We start from the raw sequence: 14,348 nt of genomic DNA, 5'->3' as shown, positions 1-14,348 counted from the left end.
CGAAGGCATCTTATCAGATGATAAATTGTGGCGGTCCGACCGCACAGTGGTAAAAAGCATTGCAAGGGGCGGGAACGGCATCGCTGGCCCTTCATAAATGAAATCAAAATATAATCGCAAGAGAGCCGGAATGAGCAAAACAAGACGAATTCATCGGCTGCTGGGGCTGCTTCTGTTGCTGCCGCTGCTCGGCTGGGCGATCACCGGCATGGTGTTTTTTATCAAGCCCGGTTATGAGGGCGCCTATGAACAACTGGCGGTCAAAACCTACCCGTTGCAACAGACGGCGCTGGTAAGCCCAAAGACAGACTGGCAGCAGGTGCGCTTGGTCAGAACCGTGCTGGGCGAGCACTTGCTGGTGAAAAGCCAAGGCCGGTCGCTGCATCTGCAACCGGGCAGTCAGGCGCCCTTTGTGCTGCCGGACGAGGTGCAGCTGCGTTTGCTGCTGCAAGATGCCATGGCGGCCAATCCGGCCCGTTACGGCGAGATTGAAACCCTTGCCGGTACCCAAGCGCTGACCAGTACGGGGGTGGGCATAGGCCTGAACTGGGATACACTTTCTCTGCACCAGCAGGGCGCGGATACCCGGCTTATCAACGGCCTGTATCGGGTGCATTATCTGCAATGGCTGCCGCTGGGGCCGCTCAATCGATGGCTGGGCATGCTGGGCCTGGCCTTGCTGCTGGCCATGGCACTGGTGGGCCTCAGGTTGTGTTTCAGGCGGCAGGCCGATTCATAACGTAACAAGATAGGAAGAAAGGCGGCTTTTTAATGAAATTCACCGATATTCTGGACGCATTCGAAATGATTGGCGGCGCTCCCATGGGGGAAGCCGATACGTATATTTGCAAGGAAACGGGACAGGTCTATATCGACTCGACCTATTGTGACGAGCCCATGCCGGACGATCTGGGCTCCGACCGTTATCTGTGCCTGCCGGACAAGCGGGATCTGGATCTGGGCCGACGGTTGGCCGAGCGTTTTGCCTGGAATTATCTGCCGGGTGATGCCGAAAAGGTCGAAGACATATTCCGGAGCAGAGGCGCCTATGGTCGCTTCAAGTCGCTGCTGGAACGTCGCAACATGCTCGACCAATGGTATCAGTACGAGGCGCAGGCCACCGAGACGGCACTCAGGGAATGGTGTGAGCTTAACGACATTGAGCTGGATAACGGCTAAGCCCTTGTAGCGGCAGGTAACAAGCCGATATCGCGCTAAATGTAATGCCTGATCCCATGACTTCCGTGCCCGGTGTTAGAATTCATACAACCGAAGCCGGGCCGGGATGCACATGAGCAGTCAACATAATTGGCATGAGTTGTCACAGGAAAAGGCGCTCTCTGTTCTGGAGGCGGCACCAACGGGGCTGAGCGCCAACGAGGCATTGGCGCGGCTCGACATGCACGGCCCCAACCGGCTACCTCCACCGCCCAAGCGCAGTCTGCTGCGGCGCTTTCTGATCCACTTCCACAATATTCTTATCTACGTCCTGCTGGGGGCAGCCCTCATTACCGGTCTGCTCGCACACTGGGTGGACATGTCCGTGATTTTGGCGGTGGTGATCGTCAACGCCATTATCGGTTTGCTCCAGGAGGGCAAGGCGGAAAAGGCGATGGATGCCATCCGGCAGATGCTGGCGCCGCGGGCGGCCGTGCTGCGCGATGGCCAACGGCACACGGTGGCAGGCGAACAGCTGGTGCCCGGCGATATCGTGTTGCTGGAGGCCGGAGACAAGGTACCCGCCGATCTCCGGCTGCTCAAGGCCCATGGCTTGCATATTCAGGAAGCCATTCTTACGGGGGAGTCGGTCGCGGTGGAAAAGCAAACCCGGCCGGTCGCGTCCGCCGCGGCTCTGGGCGACCGCACTTGTCTGGCCTTCAGCGGCACCACGGTGACCAGCGGCCAGGGCTCGGGGGTGGTGGTGGCGACGGGGGCTGTGACCGAGATTGGGCGTATCAGCGGCCTGCTTGCCGAGGTTAAAACCCTGACCACGCCACTGGTCGAGCAAATGGCGGTGTTCGCCAGGTGGCTTACCCTCTTCATTCTGGCCATTGCCGTACTGATTTTCGCCTATGGCTACCTGGTACAGCATCACGATGTGACCGAGCTGTTCATGGCGGTGGTGGGCTTGTCTGTGGCCGCCATACCGGAAGGCTTGCCGGCGGTGCTGACCATCACGCAGGCGGTAGGGGTACAGGCCATGGCGCGGCGCAATGCCATCGTCCGCCGTTTGCCGGCCATCGAAACGCTCGGGGCGGTCTCGGTTATCTGTACCGACAAGACCGGCACCCTCACCCGTAATGAAATGAGTGTGGTGTCTGTGGTCATGGACGGGCAGTGCTACACCATCGAGGATACGGGCTATGAACCGCGGGGCGAGATAAAGGTGTCGGGCCGCGCCATCTCGGTGCCGGAACATCCGTCATTGACGGAGCTGGGCCGGGTGGCCGCCCTCTGTAATGATACCGAGCTTAAAGGACACCAGGATACGTGGACCGTTGAAGGCGACCCGATGGAAGGGGCCCTGCTGGCGCTCTCCGGAAAGGCCGGAATATCCGGTGACGACGAGCGCCGGCTCTGGACGCGAACCGATGTCATTCCCTTCGATGCCCGGCACAAGTTCATGGCTACCCTGCATCATGATCATGAAAACCACGCCTTTATCGCCATCAAGGGCGCTCCGGAACAGATTATTACGATGTGCAGGGCACAGCGTAGCGCCGTGGGCGGCATGGCTCCATTGAACGAAGGCGACTGGCGGCAGCAGGCTGACAAGATTGCGGCCGAGGGCCAGCGCGTGCTTGCCCTGGCTGTGGTGCCAGTGCCGCCCGAACATACGGTGCTTGAGCAGTGCGACCTGGCGGGCTCCCTGATCCTGCTCGGCCTGGTCGGGTTTATCGATCCGCCGAGGCCGGAAGCGATGGCGGCGGTGGCACAGTGCCAGGCGGCAGGCATTCGGGTAAAGATGATCACAGGTGATCACGCGGCAACTGCGATGGCCATTGCGGGGCAGATTGGCCTGCAAAATTGTGCAAGCGTGCTGACCGGTGCCGAGCTGGACCAGCTTGATGATGCGGCGCTGGGGGAGGCCGTGATGAACACAGATGTCTTTGCCCGAACCAGCCCAGAGCACAAGTTGCGCCTGGTGATGGCGATGCAGGCGCACGGCGTTACGGTGGCGATGACCGGCGATGGTGTCAATGACACGCCGGCCCTCAAGCGCGCCGAAGTGGGTATTGCGATGGGCATGAAAGGCAGCGAAGCGGCCAAGGAAGCCGCCGAGCTGGTGCTGGCGGATGACAACTTTGCCTCTATTGTCGCCGCCGTACGCGAGGGCCGAACCGTGTATGACAACATCAAGAAGGTGATCAGCTGGACGCTGCCAACCAACGCGGGTGAAGCCTCGACCATTATGGTGGCGCTCATGCTCGGCATGGCGCTGCCGATCACGCCAATCCAGATTTTGTGGGTCAACATGATCACCGCCGTCTCGTTGGGTATCGCCCTGGCCTTCGAGCCGACTGAAGAAAACACCATGCACCGGCCACCGCGCCCACGCGACCAGCCGCTGCTGACGGGCACCCTGGTGTGGCACATAGTGCTGGTGGCGGCCCTGTTTCTGGGCGGCGTGTTCGGAATTTATGCCTATGCGCTCGAGCAGGCCTATTCGCAGGAACTGGCCCGTACCATGGTGATGAATACGCTGGTGGTGATGGAAATATTTCACCTGTTTTTTATCCGCAACATGTATGGCACATCCGTGACGTGGCAGGCCATACGCGGCACCAAAGCCATATGGTGGGCGGTGCTGGTAGTCACCGCTGGCCAGTTCGCCGTGACCTATCTGCCCCCCCTGCAATCGGTGTTCGCCACGCAAGCCATCCCCTTGCCGGACGGCATGCTGATCCTCGGCACGGGTATGGCGTTATTTGCGGTTATCGAAATTGAAAAACAGATACGGATCCGGCTTTTTCAGTCGGGCCGTTTCTAGGATCAACAGACCCTGTCAATCAATGATGAATGCTGTAATTGGTTGGTTCGTAAGCCACTAGCTCGTATTTCGATTCCAGAAAGGTCACCAGATCAACGAGTTCGGATACGCTCATGAGATTGTTGTAGACCGGCATGACCGATTTTCCGTCAACCTGAATCGCCGACATGTCATCGACTTTTGCCAGTCGATGTGAAGGGTTGATCACCGAGGTGACCAGCTCGCCGTAGGTTTTCAGGCTCGTCCCCTTGCCACCCAAGGCAACAGACAATTCCCAATCCCCCTCTGGTCGTTCATAACCTTCCATGGTATGGCAGCTCAGGCACTGCATATCCTTAAATACCAGCTCCCCCTGCGCGATATCTCCAGGCGGCAGACTGAAGCCTTTAGAGCTTTGATCACAGCCACTTAGCCCAAGGGCCACAAGCGAAATAATGAATAGTTGCTGACGTTTCATGTCAATTTACTCCCTGTAGGCACGGTGCGCACCGGATGAATTCCGGTGGCATCCTATTCAGTTTAGGGCAAGGAGCGTGAGGCCGACGAGCAAGAAGGACTGTTTATGCGGGCCGGCAGCGGCGCCGTCGGGCCGTTGCGTTTAGCCGTGCACCGGCAGCACGTCCGTAAATACATAGCCGTCGCGGTGGACTATGTCGCCGATGCGGATATCGATTTTGTGCCGGAACATGGGGCCGTCGAATGCAAAGCTGTGAAACTCGCCGTTTTCGCCGCAGTGGTCGGTGCCCTCGGGCAGTTCGGCCAGCAGGGCCGGGCTCAGTTCCTGGCCGGCAAGGTGCTCGGGGACTTTTTTCGGATCGAGGCAGGTAATAACGGTGCGCAGGCCGCTGGCAAACATTTTGCCGGGCAGGGTATCGGTGGTCGTGCCCCAGATGGGGAACACCGCTTCTATGCCGGTGCCGAGCAGCTGTTGCTCCCGGTACTGGCGTACGTCTTCCAGCAACAGGTCGCCAAAACCGAAGCAGGCGATGCCCCGGGCTTTGGCGCTATCCACAAAGGCGGCCATGCGCGCCGCATATTGCTCGTTGCTGCAGGGGAAGGGGATATAGATGATCTCCAGCGGCAGGCCTATGCTGTCTGCCTGTCGGTGCAGCAGCTCGGCCCGCACGCCGTGCATGGCGACCCTCTGGAATTCCTCGTTGACAGTGGTGAACAGACCCACCACTTCGAATTCGGGATCTTGCTGCAGTGTGTGCAGGGCCCAGGCGCTGTCTTTGCCGCTGCTCCAGGACATCAGGGTTTTTCTGGTCATGATTTTCCTTGATGGGGCCGGCGCTATGGGCCGACACAAGAGGATGATATGCCGGGACTTTATCATGATGAGCAGTCAAATGGGGTGCCATCTTGTTGCGCTAAACAGGGCATAAGGGCGCGGTTCTGGGGTAATATGGCCTGGTTGCGATGAGGCGAGGAACAAGATGGACATCAAATGGCTGGAGGATTATCTGGTGCTGTGCGAGCTGCGCAATTTCTCTCGTGCCGCCGAGGCTCGTCATATTACCCAGCCTGCTTTTGGCCGCCATATCCGGGCGCTGGAAGCGGCGGTGGGCCAGCAACTGGTAGACAGAAGCACCCATCCGCTGAGCCTGACGCCGGCCGGGCGCCAGTTTCGTACCCTGGCCCGCAACCTGACCGAGCAGATGAGCGAGGGTCTGGCACGTTTGCAGCAGACGCCCAGGGCCAGCTTCAAGCCGGTGCGGGTGGCCGCGCCCCATTCCCTCACCACGCCCACCTTGCTGGACTTGCTCGAGCTGGTGGAAGAGTCGGCCTCTGCCATCGATATTCTGCGGGTGGATTTTGCGGTGGAGGCGCTCACCGAAGGGGAGTGCGATCTGCTGCTGTCCTTCGATATTCTCTCTCTGATGCAGCCGCCCTTTCTCAACTTCTGTCTGGGGCAGGGAGACTTCCTGCTGGTCGGCGGCACCGATGAGCAGGGCCAACCCTTGTTCACGCCCGAGGCCGACACCCTTCCTTATCTACGCTACAGCGCGGATTCTTTCAGCGCCAAACTGATTGAGCGTCAGATGCCGGTTCCGGCGTTGAGCCAGTTGCAGCCAGTGTTCGAAACCTCCATGTGCCAGCTGCACAAAGACATGGCGCTGCGCGGCAAGGGGGTGGCCTGGCTGCCCGACTGTCTGATTGGCGACGAGCTGAGCCGGGGCACCCTGGTGCCGCTGAATCCGGACAGCTTGCGTATTCCCTATCAAATCCGCCTCTACCGTCATGAGGCAACCCTGAGCCCGGCGGCCGAACGACTCTGGCAGACGCTAAGCCAGCGACTGGCGTCCGGCTGGCAGCTGCTACAGCCTCGCCACCCCCCCGCCGAATAACGGTGCCGATCCGGCACAGGCATATCAGTTTCGGCATTTCCTGCCGGCTGCCGTAACAGAGATAATCCGCCCCCGCATCGTTTTCATCAAGAGAGGTGGCAGTGAGTTCCCGTTTGCCCTTTACCGAATTTTTGCATCGTTTTCCCAAGGTGGACATTCATTACCACCTGTTGGGCGGCGTGCGGCTGTCTACCATGCAGGATCTGGCCCGCCATTATGGCGTGGCGCTGCCGGAGGCCGAGGCCAAAAGCTATTACCGGGCCTACCAGAGCGCCAATGGCGAACGCCGGGGTGGCATTGCGGCCCTGAATTTTCTCTATACCCTGATGCGCAGCCCACAAGACTACTACCGGGTAGCCCGTGAAGTGGCAGAAGACGCCCACGCCACCGGCATTCGCTATATTGAAACCTTCTGGAATCCGAGTGATGTGTGCATGTCTTATCAGGCCGCCAACGGGGCGCTGATCCGGGCCTGTGACGATGTGGAGCGGGAGCTGGGTCTGGTGATGCGGCTGATCCCCTCCATCAACCGGGAAAAATCACCGGAAGAGGCGGTGGCCATGGTTGAGGCCATGATAGCGCACCCCCATCCCTATGTGCTGGGCATCGGCATCGACTACAAGGAACAGCTGGCGCCGGTGGAAGGATTCTGGAAAGCCTATCGCCTGGCCAGGGCCCACGGCTATCGGCTGACCGGGCATTGCTCCGAGTTCGGCCTGCACTGGCGCAATGTGGAAACCGGCCTGGATCTGATTGGCCTGGATCGTATTGATCACGGTTACACTGTCATCGACAATCCCGAGCTGGCCGCTCGTTGTGCCCGCGAGGGGGTGCCGTTCACCGTGATCCCGTCCAATACCTATTATCTGAGCCAGTGGCCGGAGACAGATATCTGGCGGCAGCGGCATCCCATCCGCAAGATGGCCGAGCTGGGCCTGAACATAGTGCCCTGCACCGATGACTGGCACATGCACAACACCAATGGCGCCGAGCTGTACCGGGTGATGGTGGAAGAGTTCGGCTTCGATCTGGACGGTATTCGCCAGTGCATGCTGAACGGCATTGAGGCCAGTTGGGCGCCAGAGACCCTGAAAGCCCGCTGGCGCAACGACTGGCCCGACGAATTCGACCGCCTGCGCGCCGCTCTGGCGGCCGAGCCGGTGATCCCGCCGCAGCGGCATGTCCGCTATCGGTTACCTCGTACTGCAACCTGACCCCAAACAGGAAAAACTCCCCCCATGTTGAATCTGTTGAATCGTTTGTTCAAACTGCCGGAAAATGGCACCAATGTACGCACGGAGTTGATTGCCGGGCTGACGACCTTCGCCACCATGGTCTATATAGTGGCGGTCATTCCCGGCATGCTGAGCAAGGGCGGCCTGCCGTTCTCGGCGGCGCTGACTGTCACCCTGGTGATGACGGTGCTCACCACCTTGGCCATGGGCCTCTATACCAACCGGCCCTTCGTGCTTGGCCCGGGGCTGGGTAGTGCCGCCATTTTCTCTTACACCTTGCTGGGTGACGGCGTGCCCCTGAGCATTGCTTCGGGCATCGTCTTTATCAGCGGCGTGCTGTTCATGCTGGTGTCCTTTCTCGGCATTCGCGACTTTATCGTGCGGGTCATTCCCCAGAGCGTGAAGGTGTCTGTGGGGGTGGGTATCGGCCTGTTTATCGCCCTGCTCGGCTTCAAGCAGGCGGGCATAGTGGTAGCCAACGCCAAGAAGAACGTGCTGGTGTTTGGCGATCTCAACGCCATGGGCCCTATGCTGGCCATGGTGGGGCTGTTTCTGATCATGCTGTTTACCGCCCGTCGGGTGAAAGGCGGCATCATCCTCGCCATTCTGCTGGTGACCGCCATCGGCATTCCGCTGGGCGTCACCAAGGTGCCCGAGTCGCTGTTTGCGATGCCGGGGTCCATGGACGGCATGGTGTTCGAGCTGGACATCATGGGCGCGCTGGATGTGAAGTACCTGCCGTTTCTGCTGGCGTTCTTTATTCCGGATTTCTTCTCGACTCTGGGCACCCTGCTGGGGGTGGGCGGTCGTGCCGGTTACCTGGATGACAAGGGCAACCTGCCGGGCATCGAGAAGAATTTTCATGTGGACTCCAGCGCCACCACCTTTGGCGCGCTGTTTTCCTGCCCGGTACTGACTACCTATCTGGAAAGCTCCGCGGGGGTTGAGGCGGGGGGCCGTACCGGCCTGACCGCCGTGGTGGCGGCGCTGGGCTTTGCGCTGATGCTGTTTTTGTCGCCGCTGGCTTCTATGATCCCCACTGTGGCCACGGCACCGGCACTGATCTTCATCGGCATCTCCATGATGGCGTCGATGAAGAAGGTGAATTACGACGACATCACCGAGTATCTGCCGGCTTTCTTTTGTGTGGCAATGACCATTTTCAGCTTCAACTCCGGTAACGGCATCGCCGCCGCCATGGTGGTTTATGCCTTCCTCAAGCTGGCTACCGGTCGCTGGCGCGAGGATCACTGGTCTGTGTATGCCATTGCCGTGGCCATGATCTACTACTTCCATGTGGTGGCCAGCGCGCACTAACACCGGGTATCCGGATCCATGTAATAGCACAAAGGGTGGAAGGCCTTGTTGTGCTCCTTCTCCTGAAGTGGCCAGTTCATGGCCACTATCAATTCCGTAGGCGCCTATTTATACGGCTTATACGGCGCAAATTCACAAGCGAAGCGAGATTGGCAGCCACTATGCCATGATCTTATGGCGCCGAGCCGTTAGCCCAGTCTTTTTATATAGTCGTCCTGCTCGGGCAGGGTAAAGGCGTTGGGTCGCACCGCCTTGATCTGTTCTCGCGCCTGTTGGGGCTCGACCCCCAGTGCTCTCAATAGCCGATAGGCAATCAGGCCGGTGCGGCCCGAGCCAGTTATGCAGTGGATCACCACGTCTTTGCCGTGGGCCAGCTGGGTTAGCATGGCCACCTGATTGGCTTGCCATTTGTCTTCGCAGACCAGATCCGGCACCTCGTCTTCATGAACGGGCAGGTGCAGCCAGCGCATTCCCAGGGCGGTGACCAGCTCGGGCAACTGAGTGAGGTTTTTTTCTGCCAGCTCGGCCGCCGTGGTCAGGCTGATCACGGCGCCGGCCCCGTTGTTGCTCAGCTGTTTCAGGCTGTCGACCAGAGAGACGGTTTTGGTGCCGGGGCAGGGGGTCAGGGCCAGGCGGCCCGGCTTGGGGGTATTGAGGTACCATACCGGGTGGGTGTTGGCTGAACTCATGATGTCTCCTTGAGTGTTGTCGACGGTTTACGCCGGGACTCTTTCAACTGTAGCCAGTGCTTTGATTGAATGGAAAACTACGGCCTGGAAAACCTTGGGTATGGAAAACGGCGGTGTGAACGCGAAGTGATCTGAAAATAATGTAAAGTTAAAGACAGGGCACCAGATTACACAAACCGGGAGGGTGTATGTTCAACATAACGCTTAAGGGTGCAAACCGGCTGGATATCGAATTCAGCGGTCAACTCGACAGTGATGACATGAAGGCCATGCTGGACGAGTTGGTAAAGAAAAGCGAAAGCATGAATAACGGCAGAATGCTGTATCGCATTGGCGAGTTCGACTGGCCGACACTGGGAGCCATTGGCGTGGAGCTTTCTCGCCTCCCGGAGCTGTTCAGGATGATCCGGCGGTTTGACAAGGTGGCGGTGATTGCCGAGCAAGGCTGGGTCAGAACGGCCAGCAAACTGGAAGGCGCCCTGATCCCCGGGCTCGATATCAAGGCGTTCGAGCCGGCGCAGGAGTCGGAAGCCCAAGCCTGGCTTGCCCGCTAATTCGTTAACAAGGATACAGATGACAACAGATAAACATGAGAGGGTGCCCAGCCCCTGCATCAGGCAGTGCAAGCTCGACGAAGAGGAAGTGTGCCGAGGCTGTTATCGCAGTATTACGGAAATTATCGGTTGGGGTGACAAATCGGATGAGCAAAAGAGGAATATTCTGGCCAATTGCGCCCGGCGGATACAGGAGCTGGCGGTGAGCTGAGCGACCATGAAAAAGCCAGCCTTGGCGGCTGGCTTTTGTCGGCGGGGTGTTAGTAGTTGAAGCCGATACCGAACACGTAGGCCCAGGCACCGTCGTCAAAGTTGTCGCTTGCACTGCTGCCGCTGTCGAACAGGAACTGGTATTCGGCGCGCGCCAGTATGTAGGTAGAGCTGAGTACGTAGTATTTAAGACCAGCCTCCAGGCCTGCGGTACCGGTGTCTTTTACACCGTCACCGTAGATGGCACCGAGTGAGGCGCCAACAAAGGGACGGGCTGCCTGCGTGCCGAAGTGATAATCGATATAGCCGCGGGTGCTGCCGTTCCAGAAGTCATCGGTCAGATCCTCGCCCGTGATGTCGGCGTACTGTATGCTCTGGCGTACCCCGGCGACTGTTCTGTCAGACAAATACCAGCCGAGATCCGCCGATACCCCAAAGCTGCTGTTGTCGAAATCCTTGTTACTGGTACCGGTACCGGACAGTGAGAACTCCCGGTCGCCTGTATGCGGTCCGAAGTCATGGGACGACATACCCTGAGCTTGGCTGTAGGCGGGAATCATGATGGCGCTGGCGCATAGTGCGAGTGAAAACTTCTTGATCGTATTCATGAAGAACTCCTTGTCTGGACTAATCATCAAAACACTACCAAGCACGAAAACAGTCCGGAAGCTGTCTGTTGTTTACCTCGTTTACAGCGACCTTTATTTAGTCTCAGTTGAGACTTATCACTATTTTCTATAAATCTGCAATGTACTGGCAGACTTGCTCTCTATCCTAATACACTCGCTTGTTGACGGCCAAGTGTTTAATTTTATTCGTTTAACCAAAAATTTATATAACGCTTAATATTGGCATTGGTAATCCTTATTCAGGGGATAAGCAGGACTCTGTTTCTATTCAATCGGGTTTGAGTTTTATCCTGAACACAATTAAAAACAGAGCATCGCATATCAAACAATCCGAGTTGCCATATCTGATTATAGACTATCTATCTCAGTGCCATTGCCTCATTGCAAACACCACATAGATGTAGGCAGGCGGGAGCGATATGTCAATTAACAGGCTGAATTATTCCTGTTGTCTTCATCGCTCCGCCTGTTGCCAGCGGAAAAATTATCTTATTCAGACATGGGTGTTAGCCATTGTTTCAGCCAGCGGTTGGGCGTCTGCCCCAGGGTATTGCGAAAGGCCTCGGCAAAGCGGGCGCGGGACATGCCGGCCTTTGCCGCCAGAGTCACCAGAGTCCAGTTAGTCGAGGGCTGTTCGTGGATGGCGTTCAATGCCTGTGCCAGCCGTGGGTCGGCCAGACCGGCCTGACGGCCCCCTCGCTACCCGGCATCACAGAGCCGGCCGGTGTTGAATACACGGGCATCAAGATGAAAATGCCGGAGCAGTGCTGCGAGTCTGTCCATATTGATACCATAGGGTATTAAAGATGGACGATAAGATACCACCCGTCTTGTTTTTATCGTCCATGCTTATTATTGAAGTTGGCCTTCCTGGATAGGGCAAGCGTGCTGGTGTCGTTTGCGGGAGGGAGCGGCCATTATTCAACGACAAGTGCTAACTGAAGGCAGGAGCTGAATGATGAACAATATAATTCCAGGTACCTTGCTGGTTGCTGTGATGGTAGGACCATTATCCGCCATGGCGGCCGATATCGCCGAAGACACCTATAGCCGCCATGTGAGCCCTAAGGGTGAGATATCTCTGCCCGGTGATGCCCGTGTCAGTTGGACCCACCTGGGCTCTTGGATAGTGGCGGATGACAAGGCTCCCGGTCATGGCTTTCATGATGTCTACACTCAGCCTGAGGCGGTAGAGGGCTATAGAGAAACAGGGAAATTCCCCGACGGTACCCTGTTAATCAAGGAAATTCGCGGTATCGAGTCGGGCACCAAGACCACGGGCCATGCGCAGTGGGCTGGCGATAAAGGGGTTTGGTTCGTAATGGTCAAAGACGATAAAGGCCGTTTCGATGGCCCCCATTGGGGCAAGGGCTGGGGCTGGGCGTTGTATGAGGCCAAAGATCCCTCGAAGAATGTGTCCAAGAGCTTTGCCGATACCTGTCAGACTTGCCACATACCGGCAGAGGCCACCGGCTGGGTCTTCACCGAAGGGTATCCGACCTTGAGAAAATAACGCTGGTTGGCGGCGACCGACTGAACGCATTATTGAAATCATGGCCGCTTATGGCTAAGTGTTTCTGGTCGGCATCTGTCGGTGCCGGCACTTGATGGCCCCGTTGTTTGGTGGTCTGCTTTCAATCACAGCATAAGGAGAGTTCCCATGAATGAGAGAGAGCTGTATCAGAAAAAGGCCCAGGCCAAACTGGATGAATGGAAGGCTGAGCTGGACAAGCTCAAGGCCCAGGCATCGGCAGCGAGTGCCGATAAACAGCTGGAACTGAACCGGCACATCGACGCTCTTGACGCAAAAATTGAGCAAAGCGAGCGAAAACTGGATGAGTTGTCCAACAGTAGCGAAGATAGCTGGGAGTCGATAAAACATGGCTTTGAAAGCGCCTGGACCACGCTCAAGGGCTCTTTCAAGGATGCCGCCGACAAGTTCAAGTAACACGACAGCCTGGGTTCTGACAGGACACAGGCTGTATCCTTTCAACGATTTCCACGTACCTGCACTCAGCCAAGGACGTGGCTTGGTGCCCTTTAATCTGTTGATCATGCTTGTCTTAAATATTCTTAAGTTATTGACCTTGCTAGAGATGCTATAGTTTTATGCGACAGGCGACGTAAGACTTTTAGCTGAATACAAGGATGTGATAATGGCTAATTCCAGTATTACCCTGTTGTGGGAACAGTTTCAGGCGAGCTTGACCGATACCAGCGACGCTCTGGGGGTGAGCGGGCTCAACTGGCAAGAGCTGGCGGTGGCCGTGGTGGGTCAGCTGCTGGTCTCGATGATGATTCTGGTGTTGTTTGGCACCGTGTACTGGCTGTTGGCCAGCCTGCTCAGGCTGGTGCTGGGGCGCTCGAACTATGGCACCCGGCCCTTGATGTCAGCCAGAACCGTGCTGCGTTATCTGTTGGGCCTGGCGGCCATAGTGGCCATTCTGGCCCAATACGGTGCTCCCGATGGTGTGCTCAAGGGGGCGGCCCGGGCCGGACTGATGGCGCTGGCCTTTTATGTGCTCTGGTTGCTCTTGTCTCGCGGTCTCACCTCCAGCCTGTCGCGGCATCATATCGACTCTTCGCTGGAGCAGCTGTGCAAGAACACCCTGTCGGTCTCTCTTATCGCCCTGGGCGCCATTACCGTCATGGCCCAGTTCGGCTTCGATGTGCTCTCTATTATCGCCGGTCTGGGTATTGTGGGTATCGCCGTCGGTTTTGCGGCCCAGTCCACGCTGGCTAACTTTATTGCCGGTATCACCTTGCTTATCGAGCGGCCTTTTCGCATCGGTGACTGGGTGCAGATCCACGGTGAAGAAGGCCGGGTGGTGCGTATTGCCTTTCGTACCACCTGGCTACGCACCCGGGACAACATTTTTACCATGATCCCCAACGAAAGCGTGGCGACCTCGGACATCATTAACTTCAGCGCCGAAGGGCCGACCCGTATTCGCATTCCCTTGGGCATTGCCTATAAAGAGTCGGTTGAGCGGGCGCGGGAGGTGATCATGCCGCTGTTGAGCGCCCACCCCATGGTGATCACCAACGACCAGATGAAGCCCAGGGTACAGCTGCGCGAGCTGGCGGATTCATCGTTGAACCTGAGCGCTCAGGTCTGGGTACGGGCGGAAGATGTGGAAGTGAAGGGGCGAATTTCCTGCGAGTTGCTGGAGAGCATCAAACAAGGACTGGATGACGCCGGCATCGAAATGCCCTTTCCCCATCTGCAGCTGTTTATCGACGAAGCCAAGGGCCTGGAGCCCTGGCTTAATCGACAGGGCAAGGCGATGGAGTCGAAGAGTGAACCGAATACCGATTAGCAAGCGAGCCTTGCCAATCGGGTTAAACATCATCTGGCTCGAACAGGGCTCGGCT

General features: G+C 57.7%; 16 protein-coding genes. 11 read left to right on the top strand and 5 right to left on the bottom strand.

The window, feature by feature from the left end:
• Positions 1–97 precede the first annotated feature (97 nt).
• The 3 genes from UN63_RS02740 to UN63_RS02730 all read left to right on the top strand — a co-directional run bounded on the left by UN63_RS02740 (position 98) and on the right by UN63_RS02730 (position 3,991).
• Complete coding sequence (locus tag UN63_RS02740; protein ID WP_104485241.1) at positions 98–739, top strand: PepSY domain-containing protein; 642 nt, start codon at positions 98–100, stop codon at positions 737–739.
• Positions 740–771: 32 nt separating this feature from the next.
• The gene (locus UN63_RS02735) at positions 772–1,179 is read left to right on the top strand and encodes a UPF0158 family protein (protein ID WP_104485240.1); all 408 of its coding nucleotides are present in this window, start codon (positions 772–774) and stop codon (positions 1,177–1,179) included.
• Between the two features lie 112 nt (positions 1,180–1,291).
• Complete coding sequence (locus UN63_RS02730; protein ID WP_104485239.1) at positions 1,292–3,991, top strand: cation-transporting P-type ATPase; 2,700 nt, start codon at positions 1,292–1,294, stop codon at positions 3,989–3,991.
• A gap of 19 nt (positions 3,992–4,010) precedes the next feature.
• Here UN63_RS02730 and UN63_RS02725 read toward each other — a convergent pair whose 3' ends face one another.
• The gene (locus tag UN63_RS02725) at positions 4,011–4,448 is read right to left on the bottom strand and encodes a cytochrome c family protein (RefSeq protein WP_104485238.1); all 438 of its coding nucleotides are present in this window, start codon (positions 4,446–4,448) and stop codon (positions 4,011–4,013) included.
• 141 nt (positions 4,449–4,589) lie between these two features.
• Positions 4,590–5,261 carry a Dph6-related ATP pyrophosphatase gene (locus UN63_RS02720; protein ID WP_104485237.1) on the bottom strand — a complete coding sequence of 224 codons (672 nt, stop codon included), beginning with the start codon at positions 5,259–5,261 and terminating at the stop codon, positions 4,590–4,592.
• Between the two features lie 166 nt (positions 5,262–5,427).
• Between UN63_RS02720 and UN63_RS02715 the strand changes: the two genes are divergently transcribed.
• The 3 genes from UN63_RS02715 (at position 5,428) to UN63_RS02705 (ending at position 8,891) form a co-directional block, all read left to right on the top strand.
• Complete coding sequence (locus UN63_RS02715) at positions 5,428–6,339, top strand: LysR family transcriptional regulator (protein WP_104485236.1); 912 nt, start codon at positions 5,428–5,430, stop codon at positions 6,337–6,339.
• Positions 6,340–6,440: 101 nt separating this feature from the next.
• Complete coding sequence (locus tag UN63_RS02710) at positions 6,441–7,553, top strand: adenosine deaminase family protein (RefSeq protein WP_219821052.1); 1,113 nt, start codon at positions 6,441–6,443, stop codon at positions 7,551–7,553.
• Positions 7,554–7,577: 24 nt separating this feature from the next.
• Positions 7,578–8,891, top strand: coding sequence for an NCS2 family permease (locus UN63_RS02705; RefSeq protein ID WP_104485234.1), 1,314 nt, complete (start codon positions 7,578–7,580; stop codon positions 8,889–8,891).
• Positions 8,892–9,079: 188 nt separating this feature from the next.
• Here UN63_RS02705 and UN63_RS02700 read toward each other — a convergent pair whose 3' ends face one another.
• A complete protein-coding gene (locus UN63_RS02700) occupies positions 9,080–9,580 on the bottom strand; it encodes a phosphatase domain-containing putative toxin (protein ID WP_104485233.1) in 501 nt (166 codons plus the stop codon).
• A 188-nt stretch (positions 9,581–9,768) separates the two neighbouring features.
• Between UN63_RS02700 and UN63_RS02695 the strand changes: the two genes are divergently transcribed.
• Together UN63_RS02695 and UN63_RS02690 are read left to right on the top strand one after the other, a co-directional pair.
• Positions 9,769–10,134: a SpoIIAA family protein gene (locus UN63_RS02695; protein WP_104485232.1), complete on the top strand. Its 366-nt coding sequence runs from the start codon at positions 9,769–9,771 to the stop codon at positions 10,132–10,134.
• Positions 10,135–10,153: 19 nt separating this feature from the next.
• Entirely contained in the window at positions 10,154–10,345 is a 192-nt protein-coding gene (locus UN63_RS02690; RefSeq protein ID WP_104485231.1) for a DUF1289 domain-containing protein, read from the top strand.
• Positions 10,346–10,394: 49 nt separating this feature from the next.
• Here UN63_RS02690 and UN63_RS02685 read toward each other — a convergent pair whose 3' ends face one another.
• Entirely contained in the window at positions 10,395–10,952 is a 558-nt protein-coding gene (locus UN63_RS02685) for a porin family protein (RefSeq protein ID WP_219821051.1), read from the bottom strand.
• 510 nt (positions 10,953–11,462) lie between these two features.
• Positions 11,463–11,624 carry a helix-turn-helix transcriptional regulator gene (locus UN63_RS02680; protein ID WP_229793454.1) on the bottom strand — a complete coding sequence of 54 codons (162 nt, stop codon included), beginning with the start codon at positions 11,622–11,624 and terminating at the stop codon, positions 11,463–11,465.
• Between the two features lie 304 nt (positions 11,625–11,928).
• On the opposite strand from UN63_RS02680, the gene UN63_RS02675 reads away from it, so the two are divergent.
• The 3 genes from UN63_RS02675 (at position 11,929) to UN63_RS02665 (ending at position 14,293) form a co-directional block, all read left to right on the top strand.
• The gene (locus UN63_RS02675) at positions 11,929–12,486 is read left to right on the top strand and encodes a cytochrome P460 family protein (protein ID WP_229793453.1); all 558 of its coding nucleotides are present in this window, start codon (positions 11,929–11,931) and stop codon (positions 12,484–12,486) included.
• Between the two features lie 147 nt (positions 12,487–12,633).
• Positions 12,634–12,921 (top strand): sll1863 family stress response protein, encoded by a 288-nt coding sequence (locus UN63_RS02670; protein WP_104485228.1) that lies wholly within the window; start codon positions 12,634–12,636, stop codon positions 12,919–12,921.
• Between the two features lie 208 nt (positions 12,922–13,129).
• Entirely contained in the window at positions 13,130–14,293 is a 1,164-nt protein-coding gene (locus UN63_RS02665) for a mechanosensitive ion channel family protein (RefSeq protein WP_104485227.1), read from the top strand.
• The last annotated feature ends 55 nt before the right edge of the window (positions 14,294–14,348 follow it).

The organism is Oceanisphaera arctica, assembly GCF_002936955.1.
GTDB classification, from domain to species: Bacteria; Pseudomonadota; Gammaproteobacteria; order Enterobacterales; family Aeromonadaceae; genus Oceanimonas; species Oceanimonas arctica.
This window is presented reverse-complemented; position numbering and strand designations above follow the sequence as displayed.